This is a genomic window from Enterobacter cloacae complex sp. 2024EL-00227 (assembly GCF_043945315.1).
GTDB lineage: Bacteria > Pseudomonadota > Gammaproteobacteria > Enterobacterales > Enterobacteriaceae > Enterobacter > Enterobacter roggenkampii.
Genome location: NZ_JBIMQP010000001.1, coordinates 1 through 22,495, shown reverse-complemented (window position 1 = coordinate 22,495; position 22,495 = coordinate 1). Strand labels below are relative to the sequence as shown.

The window sequence follows — 22,495 nt, the reverse complement described above, 5'->3', positions numbered from 1 at the left end:
TTCAGGCGTCCGCGCAGGACGCCTCTGTTTCCAGCAGTGACTCAAGCGGTGCCGGTCTGCCAATCAGATAGCCCTGCACATAATCGATACCTAGCGCGTGAACCGCGCTACGTATCTCTTCGGTCTCGACATATTCCGCCACCACCAGCATCTTCTTCATGCGCGCCAGATGGCAGATAGACGCCACAATCTGATAATCCAGGCTGTTGTTGACGATATTGCGGATGAAGTCGCCGTCGATTTTAAGAATATCTGCGTCCACGCTTTTTAGCCGCGCGTAGCTTGCATAGCCGGTACCAAAATCATCAATCGCAATGCGTACCCCCATTTTCTGCAGCTGACTGAGGATATGCAGCGCCTGCTCCGCGTTGCAGAAGTTGCTGCACTCCGTCACTTCAAAGATCAGCTGCCACGGCTCAATAGCGTATTTCGCCAGCACGCGGCTCACCTCAAGCGGGAACTGCACCCGGCACACTGTTGAAGGCGCCAGATTAATAGCAAAGCGCTGGCCGGGCAGTCTTTCCCGATGCGCGGCCAGGAAGCGCAGCGTATGCTCAAGCACCCACAGATCCACCCGAGAGGACAAACCAAACTCCTGCGCGACAGGCAGGAACTGATCGGGGGAGATCAGTATCCCATTGGTGTCCGGCATCCGCAGCAGGACTTCGTGATAGCAATCGCCACGCAGGCCGCGAACGGGTTGAACCAGCAGGATGAATTCGTCGTTGTCGAGCGCCTTCTGCAGGCGGCTCATCATCGCGACTTTATCCTTCAGGCTGCGCTGCAAATGGACGGCACCGCGCTGCTGAAGATTTTCCGGGTGATTAGAGGAGAGTGACAGATCGGCCACCACCGCCAGCTCCCCCAGCACCAGATAAAGATGGTTAACCGGGGACCGGACATAGCAGTAGCTTACGCCAACCTGCGGCTGCAGCGGCATGCCGTCCCAGACAAAGCGGAACTGCTTGATATGCTCGTCCAGGGCGTCAATCCGCTGCTGGTGCGATTCCGCGTTGAGCCGCACCGCCATGTCATATCCGGTGAGGTGATACACCTGCTCATTGGGCTGGAGCGTAGCGTTAACCCACTGCGCCAGCTGCTGTTTGTACTGAATACGCAGCTGCACGCCGTAATTTCGGCCCAGAATTTCCAGCTCCGGAATGCGCAGCAGGCAGAGCGCCGACCACGGATTCTTCGCCAGATCGCGCGACAGCGCCCGCAGGTTAGGCATATGGACAACCGGATCGAGCAGTGCCAGCCTGCGGGCGTGTTTGTTCACGGCGCGCTGCCGGGTCGCCAGCATCGACATATAAATCACCACAAACGAAAAGACCAGGTAACTGGAAGAGGTGATCGCCAGCTGAATATCGTACCCCGCGTTCACTGGGATATAGCGGTAAAAATAGTGAATGGACACCAGCAGTATCGGGGTCCAGATCAGCGAAATCAGCTTATAGCCAAAACGCATCGCGCCCCAGAGCATCACCGGCATCAGCAGCGACAGGGTATAGTTAGTGGTGAAGATGGAGCTGTTTTCATTTATCGGGAGCAGCAGCAGCGACAGCAGCCCGCCAAGCGCAATCGCCCACAGCAAAAACTCCGCGGCCGTCACCTTTTTATCTATCTGGAAACGGATCTGCGAGAGAAGACTTTTGATATAGCGCGGATGACGGATCAGGCGGATCAGCAGATAGCTCAACGGCACGCCCGTCAGCCCGCTGACCAGCAGCGCCTGGTAGTTAATGAGCGTACGAATGTTAAGAGGGTTCAACCCCGCGAGGCTCTGGCGACTCTCATACACGCCCAGATACACCGCAAACTGAAACAGCACCAGAAACAGCGTCGCGGGGCAGATGACCTGCCAGAAGATGCGCTGCGCCATCAGCCGGATGTCGCCGTACGCCGTCATATTGCGTCTGGGCGCAAACACCCGGTAGCCGCCCCAGCTGAGGACTAAAGGGACAATAAAATGGAGCACCCCGGCAACCGTTTCGAACATCCCGACCGACGGGTAATAGCGGATAAACAGCGACAACACGATCCCGGGAAGGGCTTCCAGGCCAAAGAACATCATCAGCGAGAGCAAAAAGGAGAGCGGTAAATAATAAAGCGCCGCGATACCGTCCCCCAGCTGCGTGAACGTATTTGCCACGCTCAGCACGGGAAGCAAAACCACCGGTAATAGTAGCGGCAATGCCCACCAACGGTATTTATTGTTTTTCAGAAAAGCGAAAATCTTCATAGATGCCCGGTTAAACCCCTTTTTCTCCAAAGGGAAGATAAAGACAGGCATCCAACCTGACCTGGCGCCACCCCGCGACGTGCAGAGTGAACAGTGTGGAGGAGGGATTTTAAATATCAGAGCCGGGAATCCGTTGACTTAAATCAAACTATTTCACGCAAATAAGCCTTGCAGAAGAATTTTGTGAAATAATTTTCTTCATATTATCAATATGGTAAATGCAATTATTAATTTCAATAACAATAGTTAATGCAAACGTTGACGGTTATTTACACATCACAGAATTGACCCCATCTTCCCGCTGTGCCTTAATATCCTCATCGCCCGGGAGGGCTTATCCAGGAAAAACAGAGTGAGTCAGGTCACGCGTATGCGCAAACGACATCGATTTAACACCCGAATGACCCGCATCATACTGCTTATCAGTTTCCTGTTTTTCTTTGGCCGCTTCGTTTACTCTTCGATTGGCGCCTGGTACCACCATCAGGACAAAACCCAGTCACAGCAATCCAGCCTGACCGTCGACACCGCTGACCGCTAACCCCCCGAAGGATGTTGTACGAGCCGAATAAGGGCCGCGATCCCTTTGCTGAGGATTTTATCCTGCCGCATCACCACCGCCAGCTGCCGCTGCAGCATGGGCGTCAGCGACATCACGCACAGCCCCTCGCGATCGGCATCCTGTTCTACCGCCATTCGCGGCACGATGCTGTAGCCCAGCTCCGCGCGAACCATGCGTTTGATCGCCTCGATGCTGCCAAGCTGCATCACCGGCGCCATCGCTACCCCATGGGCGGCAAACCAGCCATCGATCAGCGCCCGGGTCCCGCTGCCTGTCTCAAAGGCGATCAGCGGCTGGGCATGGAGCGCCTCCGGGGTTAACTCCCTGAAAGCGTCCTGCTGCTCCCTTGAGGCGATAAAGACAAACTCTTCGTCCATCACCGGCATGACGTCCAGCGCTCTGCCGCTCACCGGCAGCGTCACCAGCCCCATATCGAGACGGTTCTCTTCAATGGCCCTGACGATGTCGAGGGTGTTGCCCGTCGTGACTCCCACGCTCAGGAGCGGATAGTCGCGGCGTAGCTGCTCCAGCAGCGGCGGCAGAAGATGAATGCAGGCCGTCGCCCCCGTGCCAAGGGTAATGGTGCCGCTCACGTCGTGGCTAAACGCATTCACGGCCCGGATGGCGTCATCCACCACCTGCTGAATACGCTCCCCGTGCGCCAGCAAGGTTTCTCCGGCAGCCGTCGCCTTAATCCCTCGCCCGGTACGCTCCACCAGCCGCGTTTGCAGAAACTGCTCCAGCTGGCGTATTTGCAGGCTGACGGCGGGCTGGGAGAGGCCCAGAACGTCCGCTGCCGCTGAAAAGCTGCCGCGCTGGTGAACCAGGCGGAAGGTGGCGAGATAGCCCAGATTAAGCGTCGTCATTCAAAGTTTCTCTTATACCGTGCATAAGGTTGCAGCCCTGCCAGCACAATACCGCGCCCGTTATGCTCAGGACAACTGCATAACGGAATGAAAACTCATGGAAACCTCTGCCCTTCCTCGTCGCCTCGCCCTCACCGCCGGGTGTAATCAACTCATCAACTGGGGGATTTCATTTTATATGCCCGGCACCTTTGCGCGGGCCATTTCAGCCGACCGGGGATGGTCGTCACCGCAGATTTACCTCGGCCTGACGCTGGCGATGCTGGTGATGGCGGCGGTATCTCCTTTTGTCGCCCGCCTGCTGGCACGCTTTGGCGGTCAAAAAGTGGTGATGGTTGGAACGCTGCTGATCGCCGCAAGCTGCGCAGAAATGGCGTATACCCGGACGCTTTATGGCTGGTACAGCGCCTGGATTGTCGCCGGCACTGGGATGCGCCTGTCGCTGTACGATGCGCTGTTCGCCGCGCTGGTCAACCTCTACGGGCAGCAGGCGCGAAGAACGATCTCACGCGTCACGCTGGCGGGCGGGCTGGCCTCCGCCGTCTTCTGGCCGCTGGGCGATGGCCTGCTTCACATCATGAGCTGGCAGGACGCGTTACGCATTTATGCCCTGCTTGGCCTGCTGAGCGCAGTGCTGATCCGCACGCTTCCCCGGCAGCGGCTGACGGAAAACACGAAGGCCATTGCGCCGCCCCTGCGCAACGAGCGACGTAACGCCTGGCTTTATGCGGCCTTCATCGCCCTTATCACCTTTGTCTCTAACGGCACCTCCACCCATCTGCCGGAGTTTATTGCCCACTTTGGCCTGCCGGTCGCCATCGGCATGCTGTGGGGGATCGGCCAGACGGGCGCGCGCTCGCTGGAGGTGCTGGCAGGTGGCCGCTTAACCCCCTTCAAACTTACGCTCTTTACCGCTCTTGCCATGCCGCTGTGTTTTCTTGTGGGAATAAGCAGCGTCCTGTTTGTCTGGTGCGCGGCCGGGTTTGTGCTGGGCTACGGCGCCATCAACGGGCTGGTCACCATAGTAAAAGCCACGCTGCCACTGGAGCTGTTTAGCGCGGAAAGCTATGCCCGCCGCACGGGCATGCTGCTTATCCCGGGCCAGCTGATGGCCGCAGCCGCACCGTTTGCCTATGCGTGGCTGAACAAAACGCTGGGGATCGCGGGTGCAATGGGAGTGTCGACGGGGTTAACGCTGGTGATTGCCGGGCTGGCGATAGCGATCGTGCGCCGTCCCGGGAGGCAAACTGTATCGCACTGTATCCCGCGCGACGCGCTGACAAACGGGTACAAAACGCCCCCTCCGGCAAATATCTCCGATACATAAAAATGGTTTTCTTTCCCTGTCGTCATTCAGAACCGATGAGGAGAGAACCATGATTCGTCGTTACGCAATTTTACCCCTGCTCGTCCTGGCCTCTGTAACACATGCCCAGGCCACGCCGCTGGACAACCTGAGCGCCGCGGACGTTAACGGCCCCGCCGCCGTTGCCCCGCTGGCGCAGCCGCAACCGCCGGCAAAACTGATCGTCGATCCGCCGCTTGCCGGGCCGCTGAGTAAAGGCGCGGTGTTTATCCAGTACCGTGCCGAAAACCTGCGCATCGAGCCGGTATTCGGACCTGAAGCGCTCAAGGTCACCCCGCGCATCGGGCACATTCACGTGGTGGTGGACGGCGCGCCGTGGCACTGGGCTGACGCCAGCGGAGAGCCGGTGATTCTGGTGGGACTCCCCGCCGGAAAACACAAGGTGACGATTATTTTGGCCGACCCGACGCACAAGCCGCTCGACCACAAAACCATTGAATTCACCGTTCCGCCTCATGCGGCGGTCCACCATTTTTAAGGAGTCTGAAGATGAAAGCACTGACTGTACTGACGGCAGGCCTGCTGGCGCTTTCCGCCAGTGCCTTTGCGCAGAGCAAAACCAGCGTCGTGCTGGTGCACGGCGCGTTTGCCGACGGCAGCAGCTGGAATAAGGTGATTACCCTGTTGCAGAAACAGCACGCAGAGGTCATTGCCGTCCAGCTGCCGCTTACGTCGCTTAACGATGACGTTGCGGCCACAAAGCGGGCCATCGCCCGCGCCCAGGGGGATGTCGTGCTGGTGGGTCACTCCTGGGGCGGCACCGTGATTAGCGAAGCGGGCAACGATGCGCGGGTGAAATCGCTGGTGTATGTGGCGGCGTTCGCGCCGGATGCCGGCCAGTCGACGGCGGACCTTGCGGGAAGCTACCCGCCGCCGCCGGGCAGCGCGGGCATCACCAAAACGGCGGACGGCTATTTATATCTGCCAACGGACGCCGTCAGGAAGGATTTCGCGCCGGACGTGAAGCCCGAGGAACAAACTGCAATCGAGGCCACGCAGGGGCCAATTAAGGCCGATGCGTTTGGTGAAAAGGTGACCCACGCGGCGTGGCATGATAAGCCGAGCTGGTTTGTGGTCAGCAAAAATGACCGAATGATCAACCCCGATCTTGAACGTGCGATGGCGAAGACGATCCATGCGAAAACCACCGAGGTCTCCGCGAGCCACGTGTCGATGGTGAGCCAGCCGGAGGCTATCGCCCGGACGATTGAGCAGGCGATTGAAGCAAAATAGTATTTTGTAAATTGTAGGCCGGGTAAGCGCAGCGCCACCCGGCAAAAAAATAGCCTCAGTGCCCGCCATCCGCGGGATAATCCCGATTAATCCACGCGTGGTCCTCTTCCCACGTGAACATCCATTTGCGCACCGGCCCGGCCATCACGTTGAGATAATAGCTGTCATACCCGGCCATCGTCGCCACCGGGTGGTAGCCCTTCGGCACCATGACCACGTCACGGTTGTAGACCGCCATGCACTCATCCAGCGCTCTGTCGTCGGTGTAAACCCGCTGCATACAGAACCCCTGCTCCGGGTTGAGGCGATGGTAGTAGGTCTCCTCCAGGTAAGTCTCCCGGGGCGGGTTATCCGTGTCGTGCTTGTGGCTCGGGTACGAGCTGGTGCAGCCCTCGTTGGTCCAGACCTCCACCACCAGCAGGCTGTCGGCGGGCTTATCTTCCGGCAGAATGTTGTGCACGTAGCGCTGGTTATGGCCCTTGCCGCGCGCTTCAGCGTCGATATCCTGCGGCGCAATCAGCCGCGTCGGATACGTGCCCTTGCCGGGGGCAGCGCAGACCGCCAGCTCGAGCCTCGTCAGCGCCTTCACCTGCACCGTCTCCTGCGGGGTAACGTACACCGCCCACGGCTTGATGCGCTCGAACGGGCTCATCCGCTCGCCGATGTCGTTAAACTGCGCGGAAGGCGTGCTGATGGAGGCGCGCCCGGCGACCAGCACCAGGCAACGCTCTTCGCTGACGGCGGGCAGCGTCAGCTGCTGCCCCTCCTGCAGCTCATACGCCTCAAAGCCGACGTATCCCCACCCTGCGCGTTCCGGCGTGACGGACTGGGTCCGCCCCTCCGCGTTCGGCTGTTGCCAGCGTGATAACAGACGTGACATGTCACCTCCTCAAATCAGTCCGGCGTCGCGCGCCAGACGGCTCAGGTTGTTATACCCCAGACGGGCGTAGGTCAGCGGATGGGCAACCGCCGGGTCCTGCTCCGCCTCCACCACCAGCCAGCCATGATAGTCCTGCGCCTTCAGCAGCCGCATGATCGGCGGGTAATCGACGCAGCCGTCGCCCGGCACGGTAAACACGCCGCTCAGTACCGCATCAAGGAAGCTGGTTTTACGGTTTTTCACGTCCGCCAGCACGTCGGCACGCACGTCTTTGCAGTGAACGTGGTTGATACGCGACGCCCAGCGCTGCGCCACCGCCAGCGGATCGGCCCCGGCAAAAGTCAGGTGACCGGTGTCCAGCAGCAGTCCAACCTCTTCCCCGGTGTGGGTCATCAGGTTGTCCACGTCGTCAGCGGACTCAATCACCGTCCCCATATGGTGGTGATAGGCAATCTGCACCCCCTGCTGCTGGGTGTAGCGGGCAAATTCCGTGAGCTTCTCGCCATACTCCTTCCAGCGTGCCTGTGGGAAACGCGGACGCAGATGCACCGGCGTCTGCTGCTCGCCGTGAATGCAGCCGCTCACTTCCGCAAACACCAGCACCTTCGCCCCCAGCTCGCGCAGCAGCGTCAGGTGGGACTGCACGGCGGCGATCTCCGCCTCCACGCTGCGCTCCAGCAGTCGGCCTGAGTACCAGCCGGAGACCAGCTGCAGGTCATGGCGCTGCAGGATGGGGCCAAGCAGCCGCGCTTCGCGCGGGAATTTATTGCCCAGTTCGAACCCTGCAAAACCGGCCTCTTTACCTTCGCTCAGGCAGGTCTCCAGCGGCGTCTCTGCGCCCAGAGAAGGCAGATCGTCGTTAGTCCACGTCAGCGGGTTAATGCCCAGTTGTACACTCATTGTCGTCTCCATTATGCGTGTCCGCGCTCGCGCCACCAGGCGATAAGCTGCAGGTAGTTGTCCCGGATGCGCGCCACCAGCTGCGCATCGTCAATATCGTGCTTCAGCCACGCGCGGGAGGCATCGCCGAACAGCGTGCGCCCTACGGCGAAGCCTTTAACCAGCGGCTGCCCCGCTGCGGCCCTGAAGTCGGCGCGCAGCTGTTCTGCCGGGGCGTCCAGGCCGAGGATCACCACCCCGCGGCAGTGCGGGTCCCGGCGTTCGATAATCTCGCTCAGTGCCGTCCAGCCCTCGGCGGAAAGCGGCGGCAGCTTCCACCAGTCCGGGTAAATGCCGAGGTTGTAGAAGCGGGAGATGGCGCGCAGGTAGAGCTCGTCGCTGCGCGGCATGGTCGCAGGCAGGATCACCTCCAGCAGCAGCTCGTGCCCGGACTGGCAGCAGGCGTGGTACACCTCGGCGATTTTCTGCTCCTGCTCCAGGCGCAGGCCGTGAGCATCTTCCGGGTGGAAAAAGACCAGGCACTTCACCACGTGCTCCTGCGGCCAGCTGATGAGCTGGGTGCCGATGTTGCCGTGCTCCATCTCCAGCGGACGCGAGCCAGGCAGCTCAATGGGGCGACCAATCCACCACCCCTCGCCGGTAATGGCGTTGAGCGCGTCCTGACCAAACGTACCGTCGCACAGCAGGCCCGCTTTGCCCTCCAGCCCGACGCGACTCGCCGCCTCGCGGCTGGCCTGCAGGATCAGCTGCTTGAGCGCCGGAATGCGCTTAAGCGACGCCCCGCACTGCAGCGCCATATCCTCAAGCTGGCTGCGGTGATCGAAGGCCATCACGCACAGCTCCGGCCATTCGCGGCGGCGGGTAGTGACCCGGTGCAGATGATTCAGACGCGGGTCGAGATCCGGACGCGGCACATCCGCAGCGCGGGAGAGATAGTCATCCAGCTCGATTTTGCTCGGCATCGCCGGGGCGCAGCCGTGGCGCGAGACCACCAGCGCGCCGCAGGCGTTGGCATAGCGACACGCCTGCTCCCAGCCCTCGTCGTTCAGGTAGCCGCGCAGCAGGCCGGACATAAACGCGTCCCCCGCGCCGAGAACGTTCAGCACCTCCACGCGCACGCCGGTCACCGTCAGGCCGTCGTCAAGCCGGGGTGGAATGGCGTCGGTATAGACCGAGCAGCCGAGGGCGCCGCGCTTGCAGACCAGCGTTGCGTCACTCACGGCACGCACCTGCCCCAGCGCCTGCAGGGTCTCCGTGCTGCCGCCCGCAATGTGAAACTCCTCCTCGGTGCCGACAATGACGTCGAAGAGGTGCAGCACCTCCTGCAGCTCGCGGGTGACCTTATCCGCGGCGATAAAACGCGTTTCGCCGTCGCCTAAGGAGGTCAGCCCCCACAGCACCGGACGGTAGTCGATGTCCAGCACCGTGCGCACGCCGTGACGGCGGGCATAGCCCAGCGCCGTCAGCACCGCCTCGCGGGTCTGAGGATGAGAAAGGTGAGTCCCGGTGATGGCAAGACACCGTGCGGAGGCAATGTAGCTTTCGTCCACATCGCTGGCCGTAATGGCCATATCCGCGCAGTTATCGCGATAAAAAATCAGAGGAAAGGTGTCCCGGTCTTTAATGCCGAGTAGCACCAGCGCCGTGAGGCGGTCTTTATCGGTAATCAGATGGCTGGTATCGCAGCCCACCTGATTTAGCTCTTCGCGCAGGAAGCGGCCCATATGTTCATCACCCACGCGCGCCAGCATCGACGAGCGCAGCCCCTGGCGCGCGGTGCCGTACGCCACGTTGCCGGACGAGCCGCCGAGGTATTTGGCAAAGCTCGACACATCCTCCAGACGGGCACCAATCTGCTGACTGTAGAGGTCTACCGCCACGCGGCCCATGCATATCACATCAAACTGCTTTTCCACGTTGATACCTCATCAGACAATGTCATTCACGTTCAGCCAGCGGCCTTCCCGGTGCGAGAGCGCGATCGCGTCCAGCACGCGCGACACCTTCCAGCCCTCTTCGAAGTCCGGCCACATCGGCGCGTCGGCGGCAATCCCGTCCACCAGGTCGCGCACCTCCACCGTTTTTTGATCGTTAAAGCCAATCCCATGGCCTGCACCCATGCAGAACGCGGCGTAGTCCGGGTGTGCCGGGCCGACGAGCAGGGTGCGAAACCCCTGACGGTTTACCGGATCGTCATGCAGATAGAGCTTCAGCTCCGCCATGCGCTCCTGGGTAAAGCTGATGGCGCCTTTCGTCCCGGTGATGACGTACGACAGCCCCATCTTGCGGCCGCAGGCGACGCGGGAGGTTTCAATCACGCCCTGCGCCCCGCCCGCGAAGCGCACCATCGCGTGGGCCTGGTCCTCGTTTTCGACGGCAATCATGTCTGACGATCCGGCCTTTGCCGGACGTGCCGGGACCACAATCTTCAGGTCGCCGCAGACCTGCTCAATCTCCCCGACCAGGTACTGGGCCATGTTGACGATATGCGCCGCGAGGTCACCCAGCGCCCCCAGCCCGGCGGTCTCTTTGAAGCAGTGCCAGTGAATGGGCGAGAGCGGGTCGGCCATATAGTCTTCGTTGTGGGTGCCGTAGAAGTGGATCACTTCGCCAATCTCGCCGCGGGCAATAATCTCCTTCGCCAGCTGCGCCGTCGGATTCTTCATGTAGTTGAACCCCACCAGCGTTTTCACCCCGGCCCGCTTCGCGGCGTCGACCATCTCGCGCGCGTCATGGGCGTTCAGCGCCAGCGGCTTCTCCGAGTAGACGTGCTTGCCGTGGCGGATCGCCTCCAGCGCCATCTCTTTATGCAGGTGGTTGGGTGAGCAAATATCCACCACGTCAATCGCCGGGTCGGCCACCAGCGCCCGCCAGTCGCCGGTGGAGCGGTTGAAGCCAAACGCCTGCGCGCGCGCTGCCGCCAGCTCCGGCGTGACTTCCGCCACCATCTCGCGCACCAGCCTGCCCCGCAGGTTGAACACCGTCGGAGCCTGGGCATAGGCGATAGCGTGCGCCTTGCCGATATACCCGGTGCCAATCAATCCAATACGAACCTCTTTCATCGTGATCCTCACAGTGCGCCGCGACGGCTCTTGGCGTAGGTGTCGAACGCCACCGCCAGAACGATAATTAACCCGGTGATAATCTGCTGGTAGTAGGCCGAGACGTTCATCAGCACCAGGCCGTTAATCAGAATCCCCATGATGATGGAGCCGATAATGGTGCCGCCGATGCGCCCGTAGCCGCCCATCAGCGAGGTGCCGCCAATCACCACCGAGGCGATGACGCGCAGCTCAAAGGAGATCCCGGCCACCGCCTCGGCGCTCCCCAGACGCGCGCTCAGAATGAAGCCCGCCAGCCCCGCCAGGCACCCAATCAGCACGTAGACGCTGACCAGCACGCGCTTGACGTTCACCCCCGCCAGGCGCGCCGCCTCCGGGTTACCGCCGATGGCGTAGACGAAGCGGCCCCAGCGGGTTTTATGCAGCGCCAGATAGCCGCCGAGGGCGACGATGGCGAAGATCCAGATCGGAATGGAGATGCCGAGCAGCTCCCCGCGCCCCCACCAGCGGTAGCCCTGATCGAACCCGGCGATCGGCGCGCCGTCGTTGATCACCAGCGTCAGGCCGCGCCAGATGGTCATCCCGCCGAGGGTGACGATGAACGGCGGCAGGCGCAGGCGGGTCACGCCCAGACCGTGCAGGAAGCCAATCGCCGTGCCCATCGCCAGACAAATCCCGAGCCCAATCAGCCAGCTCATGCCGCCCCAGGCGTTCGGGTCGACGGTGGTGAAGTTGTCGCCCTTAATCACGTACGCCGCGGTCATGGCGCACACCGCCAGAATGGAGCCCACGGAGAGATCAATCCCGGCGGTCAGGATGACGAAGGTCATCCCCACGGCCATGATCCCGTAGATGGAGACTTCGGTCAGGATGTTGAAAATATTGCGTTCAGAGAAAAAGTTGCTGTTCTGCGACTGGAAGAAGATCAGCAGCAGGATCATGAAAATCAGCACCCCGAAGCGCTCAAAGAAGGCGATGGGATCGATGCGTCCGGCGCGTTTAACCGGGGCCTGCGTTTTAGAAATCATCTGCGTCATGAGAAACTCCGTTATGCCGCGTTCAGGGCGTTGTGGTTGATGGCCATCATCGTCATCAGCCGTTCTTCGTTAGCGTCGTCACCGTGGATCTCGCCGGTCACTCGCCCTTCGCTCAGGGTAATGATCCGGTCTGACACCGCCATCACTTCAGGCAGATCGGAGGAGATCACGATCACCGCCACGCCCTTTTTCGCCATGTCAAACAGCACCTGGTGCACTTCTGATTTGGTCCCCACGTCGATGCCGCGCGTCGGCTCGTCGACGATCAGCACCCGCGGGTTGAGCGCCATGCAGCGCGCGAGGATCACTTTTTGCTGGTTACCGCCGGAGAGCTTGCGCACCTCCTGCGCGCTGTTGACCATTTTGATCTGCAGCGCCTTGCGGTAGGACTCGATCAGGTCGTCCTCTTTGCGGGTGTTCACGAACCAGCGCCACTGCAGCAGCGAGGAGAGGCACGAGAGCGACAGGTTGTCGCGAATCGACAACCCCAGCACCGCCCCCTCTTTTTTGCGGTCTTCCGGCACCAGCGCCACGCCCTGGTCAAGGGCATAGAGCGGGTCGCGCGGCTGGTAGGGCACGCCGTCCAGCTCAAAGCTGCCCGAGGTAAACGCGTCCGCGCCAAAGAGGCAGCGGGCCACCTCGGTGCGCCCGGCGCCCACCAGTCCGGCAATGCCTAAGACCTCCCCGGCGTGGACGTGGAAGCTGATGTCGTGCAGGGCGATGCCGTGCGGATCCAGCGGCGGCTTTTCGCGGCTCAGCCCCTTCACCGCCAGGCGGACGGGTTTGTCCTCATGATGCGTTTCGCTGGCGGGACGGCGATTAAAGGCCACGTCGCGCCCGACCATCAGGCGGATCAGCTGTTCGACGTTGGTCTCCGCCACCGCGCCGGTGCCGGTGAAGCGGCCGTCCTGGAAAACGGTGAAGCGGTCGCAGAGCTGGAAAACCTCGTGCAGGCGGTGGGTGACATAGATAATGCTCACGCCGCGGTTTTTAAGCTCGCGCACCACGCGGTGCAGGCTTTCCACCTCGCTGTCGCTCAGCGCGGCGGACGGTTCGTCCATAATGATTAGCCGGGCGTTGAGGGTCAGCGCCCGGGCGATCTCCACCATCTGCTGCTGGGCAACGCTCAGGCGGGCGACCGGGGTGGTCGGTGCAACGTTCAGCTGCAGATAGTCGAGAATGACCTGCGCCTCCTGATTGACCGCCTTTTCGTCGACGATCAGGTTACGTTTACGCGGCTCGCGCCCGAGAAACATGTTTTCCGCGACGGTCATGTTGGGCAGCAGGTTGAATTCCTGATAGATGGTGATAATGCCCTTGTTCTGCCGTTCCACCGGGGAGTCGTCCACCGGCAGCGTTTCGCCGTTGAACCAGATCTCCCCGCGGGTTTGCGGTTGCGCCCCCGCGAGCGCCTTCAGCAGCGTGGATTTACCCGCCCCGTTTTCCCCCAGCAGAGCGTGGATCTCGCCCGCGCCGACGGTCAGTTGGGCGCTGCTTAGCGCCCAGACGCCGGAAAAGCTTTTTGCCAGGTCGGTCACTTTCAGTAAGGGTTGCGACATCGGTCTGCTCCTCCTTTAGAGTGAGCCGCCGCGCCAGCGACGGCTGCGGATAAATCAGTTACCGGCCTCACCGATACGCTCAGCCTGCTGCAGGTTCTCTTTGGTGATCAGCGTCGGCGGGTAGTCGGCCCCGGTGATGGCTTTTTTCTCGCGCACGTTGGCCACCAGCTGGCTCATCGCCGTCTGCACCGCAAAGCCCGGACGCTGATCCGCCGTCACCGCCAGCCAGCCGTCGCGCACGCGGGCCAGCGCTTCCGGTACCGCATCAAAGCCGGTGACCAGAATTTCGCCCGGCTTCACGCCCTGGCTCTGCAGGGCTTCGATCGCCCCCAGCGCCATGTCGTCGTTGGCGGAGAGGATCACCTGCGGGCGTTTCGGCAGCGAGGGCAGCACGCTTTCCACGATGCGCATCCCTTCAGAACGCATCCAGTTGCCGGTCTGATCGGCGACGATCTTGTACTTATCGCCACCCGCCTTCAGGCTGTCGCGGATCCCTTTGGTGCGTTCGATGTTGGAGGAGGAGCCCGGCTGGCCGGTCAGCAGAATGATTTCCGCCCCGTCGGGGAATTTGGTTTTCACAAAATCGCCAATCGCTTGGCCGCCCTTGTAGTTGTTGGCGCCAAAGTGCGGCACTTTTTTCTGGCTGTCGACGGAGCGGTCAAGGGTGACCACCGGCAGCTTCGCATCCTGAATTTCATCCACCGCGCTGGAGACCGCGTTCACGTCGTTCGGGGAGACGATAAAGCCCTGCGCCCCGCGGGTGATGGCGTTTTCCAGGTCAGCCACCTGCTTCGGTGAACTGCCCTGCCCGTCCAGCACCTGAAGCTTCACGCCCATCTCTTTTGCGGCTTTTACCGCCGTGCGCTGCATGTGAACTTCAAACGGCATGGCCAGGTTTGGCGTACTGAAAACAATTTGCTCGTTTTCGGCGAGGGCGGCCCCGGACGTCATGGCGATGAGGGCGGCTACGATCAGTTTTTTCATTATTATGTCTCTCTGTGTAGGGTTGTGGTGTTTAGAGGACGATCTCGCGCTGGCTGCGCAGCGACTCCAGCGCTTTATCCGCGAGGTACAGCGCACGTTCACCATCATCGCCGCTGCAGTCAGGCACCGCTTCGCCGCGCAGGACCGCAACAAAGTGTTCCCATTCCGCGGCGTAAGCGGATTTGTAGCGCTGCAGGAAGAAGTGTTCCGGCAGCGCGCTGGTGCAGCCCTGTTTGCCGTAGTGCTGCACCTGGTTTTCCAGAATGTTGCCCGCGCAAAGCAGCCCTTCGGAGCCGTGCAGTTCCAGGCGCTGGTCGTAGCCGTAAGATGAACGGCGGCTGTTAACGATGGTCGCCATCGCGCCGGAAGCGTATTTCAGGACGATAAACGCGGTATCGATGTCCCCCGCCTCGCCAATCGCCGGATCGACCAGGTTGCTGCCCTGGGCATACACCGACACCGGCTCTTCGCCCATGATGAAGCGCGCCATGTCAAAGTCATGAATGGTCATATCGCGGAACATGCCGCCGGAGACGCGCACGTACTCCGCGGGCGGCGGAGACGGATCGCGGGAGATGATGAGCAGCGATTCCGGCTTGCCGATGCGCCCGGCCTGCGCGTCGGTTTTCACGCGGCGGAACTGCGGGTCAAAGCGGCGGTTAAAGCCGATAAACAGCGGCACGTCGTACTCTTTGACCACCTTCAGACAGTCGCGCACGCGGGCGAGGTCGAGGTGTACCGGCTTTTCACAGAAGATGGCCTTGCCGTGGCGGGCGGCCATTTCAATCAGGTCCGCGTGGGTATCGGTGGCGGAGGCAATCAGCACGGCGTGAACGTTAGGGTCGGTCATCGCTTCATCCAGGCTCTGCTGGCGGGCCTGATACTGCGTGGCGAGGCGGGTGGCAAATTCCTGATTCGGATCAACCACGGACCAGAGCGTGGTCGCGCCGTGGCTGGCGATGTTAGCTGCATGTACCTGGCCAATTCGGCCAGCGCCCAGTAAAGCAATGTTAAACATAACGGCTCCCGGTGTTGGTGAATGCTGTGAACTAACGACTCTATAAATAAAACATTTATTTCATTTTTATAATTAGTGAAAATTATGTTTTTGAGTGCGGGTTAACACTTTTGAGATGAATGAGATAAATTTTGTTATCAATCTCACAACACAGGTGAACGTGCGGCAACTCCCCTCACCCCGGCCCTCTCCCTCAGGGAGAGGGAGTAAAAAACCACACCGAGCCGTCCCCTCTCCCTGAGGGAGAGGGTTAGGATGAGGGGAAAACAAAAATGAAATGAAAATTTCGTTACTTCGGGAAAACTCAATACTGACGGGCTTTTTTCACCTGCGACTGCGTTTGCTCCGCGGCCTCACGCACGGCAGACGACTTCGCCACCTGCGCATCGCCGGTTCGCCACCAGGAGGCGTAGTCGTGGGTCATGGTCTTCGGCAGCACCTTGATGTCCAGCAGCGTCGGGCCAGGATGGACGCGGGCCGCCTCCAGCGCCGCCAGCAGGCTTTGCTCATCGTTTACCCGCCACGCGCGGCAGCCGTAGCTTTCCGCATTTTGCGCAAAATCGACCTTCACCAGCGGCCCGTCAAGCCGCCCGCTTTCCGGGTTGCGATGGCGGTTTTCCGTGCCAAAGCTGCCCATGCCGTGCCCCATCTGCAGGTTGTTAATGCAGCCGAAGCTGGCGTTATCAAACAACAGAACGGTGACCTTAATGCCCTCCTGAACGGCGGTTTGCAGCTCGGAGTGGAGCATCATGTAGGAGCCATCCCCCACCATGGCGTACACCGGCTGCTCGGGTCGGGCAAGCTTCGCGCCGATGGCTGCCGCAATCTCGTAGCCCATGCAGGAGTAGCCGTACTCCAGGTGATAGCTGTCCGGCGTTTTGACCTGCCAGAGGCGCTGTAAATCGCCCGGCAGCGAACCGGCCGCGCCCACCACGATGGCGTTATCTTCCACATGCTGGTTGATCAGCCCCAGCACCCGCGTCTGGGTCAGGCGGGTGTTGAGCGCCTCGCCGTATTCCGCCAGCCGCGCGTCCAGGTGCCCCGCCACTTCGGGCGCGTCGTCAGGACGCCACTGGCGATCCCACAGGCGACGGCACTCGTCGCGCCAGGCAGATTTCGCCTCAGCGATCGCCTCTCCCCAGCCGCTGCGGTAATCACCAAGCGCGTGGGTCAATGCCTCGAGCCCGGTTTGAGCGTCGGCAATCAGCGCCGTGGCGTCCAGCTTCAGGGCGTCAAACTCGGCCACGTTCAGCAGCAGGAATTCCACGTCCGGATGGGAAAAGAGCGCCTTGGAGCCAGTGGTAAAGTCGGTCAGGCGCGTGCCGATGCCGATCACCAGGTCGGCCTGCGGCGCGAGCTGGTTGGCCGCCATCCCGCCCGTCACCCCTACGCCACCGAGGTTAAGTGGGTGGTCACTTACCAGCGCCCCCTTTCCGGCCTGGGTTTCGGCAAACGGCAGCTGCAGCGTCTCGACAAAGTCGCGAAACGCCTCATGCGCGCCGGAATAGCGCACGCCGCCGCCGCACACCACCAGCGGGCGACGCTTGCGGGCGATCAGCGCCCGCGCCTGCGCCAGACGCTGCGGATCGGGCGGACGACGCTCGATGTGGTGCACGCGACGCGCGAAGAAGCTCAGCGGGTAATCCCAAGCTTCCCCCTGCACGTCCTGCGGGAGGCAAATCGTCACCGCACCGGTATCTGCCGGGTCAGTAAGCGTTCGCATCGCGCTGAGCATCGCGCTCATGAGTTGCTCCGGGCGGTTAATGCGGTCCCAGTAGCGGGAGACCGGACGGAAGCAGTCGTTGGTGCTGATGCTCAGATCGTGATACTGCTCGATCTGCTGCAGCACCGGGTCCGGCTGGCGGCTGGCGTAGATATCGCCCGGAAGCAGCAGCAGCGGGATGCGGTTCGCCGTGGCGGTTGCCGCCGCCGTAACCATATTGGCGGCACCCGGCCCGACGGAGGAGGTGACGGCAAAGATGCGCTGACGGCGGTGCTGTTTGGCAAATCCCGTCGCCATATGGGCAATGCCCTGCTCGTTGCAGCCCTGCATCACCTGCAGATGGCCCGGATCCTGCTCCAGCGCCTGGCCGATACCCAGCACGTTGCCGTGTCCAAAGATGGTGGCGACGCCCTCCACGAAGGGCGTTTCATCGCCATCCACGCTGACGTACTGTTGATTCAGGAACCGGACCAGCGCCTGGGCCATGGTCATACGTTCGGTTTGCATAAAATCTCCTGTCAGCCCAGCGTCGGCATGGAGAACGCAGCGCCTGTCTCCTGCTGCATTTCCGGCCAGCGCGCGGTGATGGTTTTCATTCGGGTGTAGAAGCGCACGCCGTCGTTGCCGTGGACGTTGAGCGCGCCGAAGATGGAACGCTTCCAGCCGCCGAAGCTGTGGAACGCCATCGGCACCGGGATCGGCACGTTGACGCCCACCATACCTGCCTGCACCTCTTCGCAGAAGCGGCGCGCGCAGCCGCCGTCGCGGGTGAAGATTGCCGAGCCATTACCATATTCATGGCGGTTAATCAGGTCCACCGCGCTGGCGTAATCTGCTACGCGCACCACAGAAAGCACCGGGCCGAAAATTTCTTCTTTATAGATGGTCATCTCCGGGGTGACGTTATCGAACAGCGTCGGCCCGACGAAGTAGCCCTGCTCGTGGCCCTTCACGCTGAAGCCGCGACCGTCCACGCGAAGCGTCGCCCCCTGCGCTTCTCCGCTGTCGATGTAGCCCAGCACCTTGCTGCGGTGCGCGGAGGAGATGAGCGGCCCCATTTCGTTTTCCGGCGTCTGGTCCAGCCCCGGCCCGACGCGCAGCGCGGCAATCTGTTTTTCCAGCCGGGTGCAGAGGCCATCGGCGGGGTTTTCGCCCACCCCCACCACCACCCAGAGCGCCCAGCCGCGCCCGCCCGCCCCCCCCGCGGGCGCCGCCCCGGTGGCGTTGGTCGCCATCTCCATGTCGGCATCCGGCATTAAAATGCAGTGGTTTTTCGCACCGCCCAGCGCCTGGCAGCGCTTACCGTGGGCGGACGCGGTCTGGTAAATGTATTCCGCAATCGGCGTGGAGCCGACAAAGCTCACCGCCTGCACGCGCGGGTCGGTCAGGAGCACGTCAACGGACTCTTTATCACCCTGCACCACGTTGAAGACGCCGTCCGGCAGGCCGGCCTCTTTCAGCAGCTGCGCCAGCGCGAGCGCCAGAGAAGGGTCTTTTTCCGACGGTTTCAGCACGAAGGTATTCCCGGTCGCCAGCGCAATCGGGAACATCCACATCGGCACCATCGCCGGGAAGTTAAACGGCGTGATCCCGGCGCAGACGCCGAGTGGCTGCATCAGCGAGTGGCTGTCGACGCCGGTCCCGACGTTCGCCGAGTGTTCGCCCTTTTGCAGATGCGGAATACCACAGGCAAACTCCACCACTTCCAGGCCGCGGGTCAGCTCGCCCACCGCGTCGGAGAAGACCTTGCCGTGCTCTTCGCTGATGAGGCGGGCCAGGCGATCCATGTTCTCTTCCAGCAGCGCTTTGAAGCGGAACATCACGCGCGCGCGCTTAAGCGGAGCATGACGCGCCCACGCCGGAAACGCCTGCTGCGCGGCGGCGATCGCCTGCTCCGTTTCCTGTGCCGTACTCATCACCACCTGGCGGATCTGCTCGCCGGTGGCCGGGTTGAAGATCGCCTGAACGCGCTGGCCTGAACCGGTGACACATTCGCCGTGAATAAAATTCGCTACCGTCTCCATCCTTAACCTCTCGCTGTTGATACGTGACTTGACCTGAACACTGTGTACTGAACACTATATATGAAACAAATATTCCATTTTAAGTTGAAATAAAATAAATGATGATTATTGTGATCAAGGATGGATTTTTATGTTAACAGCCAGCACCACTGACGCCGCGTGCGCTATTAAGGGTTCTCGGGCGAGGAAATGACTGAATCTTCTGTTTCATTTTTGCTGCCAGATGGATGGCCGACATTTAAAAGACGCGGTTTTGCGTTTAGAATCATATGACTGTATTTGGGGGAAAAGATGACGACAGCAACCAGCCTGAACGAACTGCAGCAGCAAATCCGCGATCGCTACGATAGCCTGAGCAAGAGGCTACAGCAGGTCTCCCGCTACGTGCTGGATAACACCAACAGCGTGGCCTTTGATACGGTTGCCGTTATTGCCGAGCGCGCCGACGTGCCGCCCTCGACGCTGATCCGCTTTGCCAACGCCTTTGACTTCACCGGCTTCAACGAAATGAAACAGCTGTTTCGCATGAACCTGGTGGAGGAGACCGCCAGCTACAGCGACCGCGCGCGGCTATTTCGCGAGATGGAGAGCGAGGCCGTGCCGGAAACGCCCCTCGATATCCTGCAGGAGTTCGCCCGTTCAAACGCCCAGGCGCTACAGCAGCTGGCCGCCCGCGCCGAGCCGGAGATGCTGGAGCGCGCGGTACAGCTGCTGGCCGACGCCGACACCATCTACATCGCCGGACTGCGCCGCTCCTTTAGCGTCGCCGCGTACCTCACCTATGCTCTGAGCCATCTGGAGTGCCGTCCTATCCTGCTCGACGGCATGGGCGGGATGCTGCGCGAGCAGATCAGCCGCATTAAGGCGCGCGACATCGTGGTGTCGATCAGCTTCTCGCCGTACGCGGAAGAGACGGTGATGGTCAGCGAAACCGCCGCCAGCGTCGGCGCGCGGCAGATTGTGATTACGGACAGCCAGATCAGCCCCCTGGCGACGTTCAGCGACCTCTGCTTTGTGGTGAAAGAGGCGCAGGTGGATGCGTTTCGGTCTCAGTCGGCAACGCTGTGCCTGGTGCAGTCGCTGGTGGTGGCGCTGGCGTATCGGTTGGGTGAAGGGAAATAGGAAAATAAAAAACCCCCTGCACAGGCAGAGGGTTTTGGTGTTAATTCAGAGGGGAGTTATTCCCACTCAATTATAAACATCAGAAAAAAAAGCAATTATTAACAAATAGATACTGATATGTATAGGTTGAATACCATAAAAAATACCATTTAAATAATCTTTCGCACTTTAATCTAGCTTATGAAAATCGTTTTTCAGCCTACCGCCTTCACTTAATAGTCTCTCGCCCTGCTCTAGGAACTCAATGAGTTCGCTCTGTATACCAACATCTTCGGATTGCCATTCTTCTTTCATTCTAACCATGGCAAGCCTTTGTGCATCACCTGATAACCGTTCTAAGTTTTGATCGAACGTACCTAGCGCACTTAGATAAAACTCACTCCATTTAGCAAAAGCAAGTATCCATAATGACACTCTCAGCGCATCGTCCCATTGGCTCCAGTTAGACGTGCTGGCGAGTGGTTGTTGTATGATTTGTCGCTGTCGGTTTAAGATTTTATTCATCATCGTCAGGCTTAACTCTCGCTGAGAGGTGTTACTGTTGGCGAAAAGAAACGAAGCAATGTTAGTCATCTGCCCTTCACGGGTTCGTTCAAACAAGCGAGACTGATTGTTCAGTCGCGGCCCAAGCATGCTCACCAACTCCTGTATCCATATATCACATGCATCCTCAGTGGAGGCACGGGCATTCTGCAATAACGGTAAAATTACATCTTGAGACAACCAAGGCTCAGCCCATGCTAATTGCTTCATATGTCCTCGCATGGAATCGACCAAGTACCGCAATTCCTCCATAGATATTTTCTCTGGTAGTTCCTCATGCAGCGCTTCTACCAAATCTTTATAAATTTTCTCTTTATTGGAATCCTTGGCTGCATGGTTAATCATCCAACCTAAGGCGAGCACTCGTTCCTGATGAGTAAGGGTTTCCAGACACGACAATACTGACGTGAGTCCTGCGGGTATATCTAACTGTCTTTCTATTGCATTAAACCCCAGCCATTTTAGTAATCCTTGGTTGCGATGGATAAGGCTATCTCGTTGAATGTTGCTGATTTTGAACTGTATCGATAGGGAAACTTCGCTAACTATCTGGCTCAACAGAGACAACCGCATGATCTCCGACTCTTCGTGCTCAATTTGCAATCTAGAGATCTGCGCTTCGGCGATCGTCAACAAGCAATCCGGAGCATGACACCATAAGATTTTGATGGCAAAGTACTCTGGCCAAGTGAGGGCTGCGTATTTTGTCGAATGGAATAGCTGTTCCGTGCGATAAGGGCTGTGCAGTAAGGCTTCTACAGTTTTTCGAAAGAACCATACGTCAACTACAGCCAGCTCCTTATCTGTATTTTCATGTAGGCGATCGAACGATTCCACAACAAATTGACTCAATAACTTAAGAAAATCGCTTTTTGATTCAATAACGTCACATTCTAAGTCCCCAGCGGGAGAATGTGCTAGCACTTCTCCCAGCACACCCCAAGTCACATTAAAGTCCTTAGAGTTAATAACTTGTTTGTTATTGATGAAATTATGTAACCCATCGTGCAAAATAAGCGAGTTATCATTTAATAAGCCTAACGCCATCATCTGCGCTCTTAACTGATTACCACTTAAGCCCTGCAATGACATTTCGCCGAACCATACACTGAGTACTCTGCCCACTCCAGACCTTTCGAGAAAGTTTAGAGACTCATAACGTCGTGGTACAACTGACGTCTTGCTAGAATCGAAAATCAGTTGCATCATGGGATTCTCAACTTCATTTCCAAACTTAGTAACCATACTGACCTGCCCCCACGATTAGATACAACACTCAGTTAGTAACGTCGGAATCTTCATTCTCAGAATGACCCTTTCTCCAGCCCGCTGCAAATTCAGACGGTGTCTGATAATTCAGCGTGGAGTGCGGGC

The 22,495-nt window shown here is 59.8% G+C and carries 18 protein-coding genes; 5 read left to right on the top strand and 13 right to left on the bottom strand.

Annotation, left to right across the window (positions count from 1 at the left end; translation table 11 throughout):
* Position 1: 1 nt before the first annotated feature.
* Positions 2-2,242 (bottom strand): EAL domain-containing protein, encoded by a 2,241-nt coding sequence (locus ACHH0Z_RS00090; RefSeq protein ID WP_031275105.1) that lies wholly within the window; start codon positions 2,240-2,242, stop codon positions 2-4.
* Between the two features lie 352 nt (positions 2,243-2,594).
* On the opposite strand from ACHH0Z_RS00090, the gene ACHH0Z_RS00085 reads away from it, so the two are divergent.
* Positions 2,595-2,783, top strand: a complete 189-nt coding sequence (locus ACHH0Z_RS00085) for a YfgG family protein (RefSeq protein ID WP_021241815.1) — start codon at positions 2,595-2,597, stop codon at positions 2,781-2,783.
* On the opposite strand, the gene ACHH0Z_RS00080 is transcribed toward ACHH0Z_RS00085, so the two are convergent.
* Positions 2,780-3,670, bottom strand: a complete 891-nt coding sequence (locus ACHH0Z_RS00080; protein ID WP_045406085.1) for a LysR family transcriptional regulator — start codon at positions 3,668-3,670, stop codon at positions 2,780-2,782. The genes ACHH0Z_RS00085 and ACHH0Z_RS00080 overlap by 4 nt on opposite strands.
* A gap of 97 nt (positions 3,671-3,767) precedes the next feature.
* On the opposite strand from ACHH0Z_RS00080, the gene ACHH0Z_RS00075 reads away from it, so the two are divergent.
* Genes ACHH0Z_RS00075 through ACHH0Z_RS00065 form a run of 3 tightly spaced genes read left to right on the top strand, consistent with a single transcriptional unit; the run spans position 3,768 to position 6,269 of the window.
* Complete coding sequence (locus ACHH0Z_RS00075; protein WP_045406083.1) at positions 3,768-4,997, top strand: MFS transporter; 1,230 nt, start codon at positions 3,768-3,770, stop codon at positions 4,995-4,997.
* A gap of 49 nt (positions 4,998-5,046) precedes the next feature.
* Positions 5,047-5,514 (top strand): DUF6130 family protein, encoded by a 468-nt coding sequence (locus ACHH0Z_RS00070; protein WP_045406081.1) that lies wholly within the window; start codon positions 5,047-5,049, stop codon positions 5,512-5,514.
* A gap of 11 nt (positions 5,515-5,525) precedes the next feature.
* A complete protein-coding gene (locus tag ACHH0Z_RS00065) occupies positions 5,526-6,269 on the top strand; it encodes an alpha/beta fold hydrolase (RefSeq protein WP_045406079.1) in 744 nt (247 codons plus the stop codon).
* Between the two features lie 55 nt (positions 6,270-6,324).
* On the opposite strand, the gene iolB is transcribed toward ACHH0Z_RS00065, so the two are convergent.
* From iolB to ACHH0Z_RS00015, 10 genes are all read right to left on the bottom strand, one after another.
* Positions 6,325-7,149 carry a 5-deoxy-glucuronate isomerase gene (gene iolB / locus ACHH0Z_RS00060; RefSeq protein ID WP_044597829.1) on the bottom strand — a complete coding sequence of 275 codons (825 nt, stop codon included), beginning with the start codon at positions 7,147-7,149 and terminating at the stop codon, positions 6,325-6,327.
* 9 nt (positions 7,150-7,158) lie between these two features.
* Complete coding sequence (iolE, locus tag ACHH0Z_RS00055) at positions 7,159-8,049, bottom strand: myo-inosose-2 dehydratase (protein WP_023325854.1); 891 nt, start codon at positions 8,047-8,049, stop codon at positions 7,159-7,161.
* 11 nt (positions 8,050-8,060) lie between these two features.
* Positions 8,061-9,965: a 5-dehydro-2-deoxygluconokinase gene (gene iolC / locus ACHH0Z_RS00050; protein ID WP_045406077.1), complete on the bottom strand. Its 1,905-nt coding sequence runs from the start codon at positions 9,963-9,965 to the stop codon at positions 8,061-8,063.
* Between the two features lie 12 nt (positions 9,966-9,977).
* A complete protein-coding gene (locus ACHH0Z_RS00045; RefSeq protein WP_025912799.1) occupies positions 9,978-11,111 on the bottom strand; it encodes a Gfo/Idh/MocA family protein in 1,134 nt (377 codons plus the stop codon).
* A gap of 8 nt (positions 11,112-11,119) precedes the next feature.
* Entirely contained in the window at positions 11,120-12,148 is a 1,029-nt protein-coding gene (locus ACHH0Z_RS00040) for an ABC transporter permease (RefSeq protein ID WP_008502116.1), read from the bottom strand.
* 11 nt (positions 12,149-12,159) lie between these two features.
* The gene (locus ACHH0Z_RS00035) at positions 12,160-13,707 is read right to left on the bottom strand and encodes a sugar ABC transporter ATP-binding protein (protein ID WP_021241823.1); all 1,548 of its coding nucleotides are present in this window, start codon (positions 13,705-13,707) and stop codon (positions 12,160-12,162) included.
* A gap of 54 nt (positions 13,708-13,761) precedes the next feature.
* Positions 13,762-14,691 (bottom strand): sugar ABC transporter substrate-binding protein, encoded by a 930-nt coding sequence (locus tag ACHH0Z_RS00030; RefSeq protein WP_008502118.1) that lies wholly within the window; start codon positions 14,689-14,691, stop codon positions 13,762-13,764.
* Between the two features lie 31 nt (positions 14,692-14,722).
* Complete coding sequence (gene iolG / locus ACHH0Z_RS00025) at positions 14,723-15,709, bottom strand: inositol 2-dehydrogenase (RefSeq protein WP_023294280.1); 987 nt, start codon at positions 15,707-15,709, stop codon at positions 14,723-14,725.
* 304 nt (positions 15,710-16,013) lie between these two features.
* Complete coding sequence (gene iolD, locus ACHH0Z_RS00020; RefSeq protein ID WP_045406074.1) at positions 16,014-17,939, bottom strand: 3D-(3,5/4)-trihydroxycyclohexane-1,2-dione acylhydrolase (decyclizing); 1,926 nt, start codon at positions 17,937-17,939, stop codon at positions 16,014-16,016.
* Between the two features lie 11 nt (positions 17,940-17,950).
* Positions 17,951-19,456, bottom strand: coding sequence for a CoA-acylating methylmalonate-semialdehyde dehydrogenase (locus tag ACHH0Z_RS00015; protein ID WP_395149482.1), 1,506 nt, complete (start codon positions 19,454-19,456; stop codon positions 17,951-17,953).
* A 291-nt stretch (positions 19,457-19,747) separates the two neighbouring features.
* Here ACHH0Z_RS00015 and ACHH0Z_RS00010 point away from each other — a divergent pair, with 291 nt between their 5' ends.
* A complete protein-coding gene (locus tag ACHH0Z_RS00010) occupies positions 19,748-20,578 on the top strand; it encodes a MurR/RpiR family transcriptional regulator (RefSeq protein ID WP_008502123.1) in 831 nt (276 codons plus the stop codon).
* A 168-nt stretch (positions 20,579-20,746) separates the two neighbouring features.
* On the opposite strand, the gene ACHH0Z_RS00005 is transcribed toward ACHH0Z_RS00010, so the two are convergent.
* Positions 20,747-22,366, bottom strand: coding sequence for a VPA1262 family protein (locus tag ACHH0Z_RS00005; RefSeq protein WP_395149481.1), 1,620 nt, complete (start codon positions 22,364-22,366; stop codon positions 20,747-20,749).
* Positions 22,367-22,495: the final 129 nt, after the last annotated feature.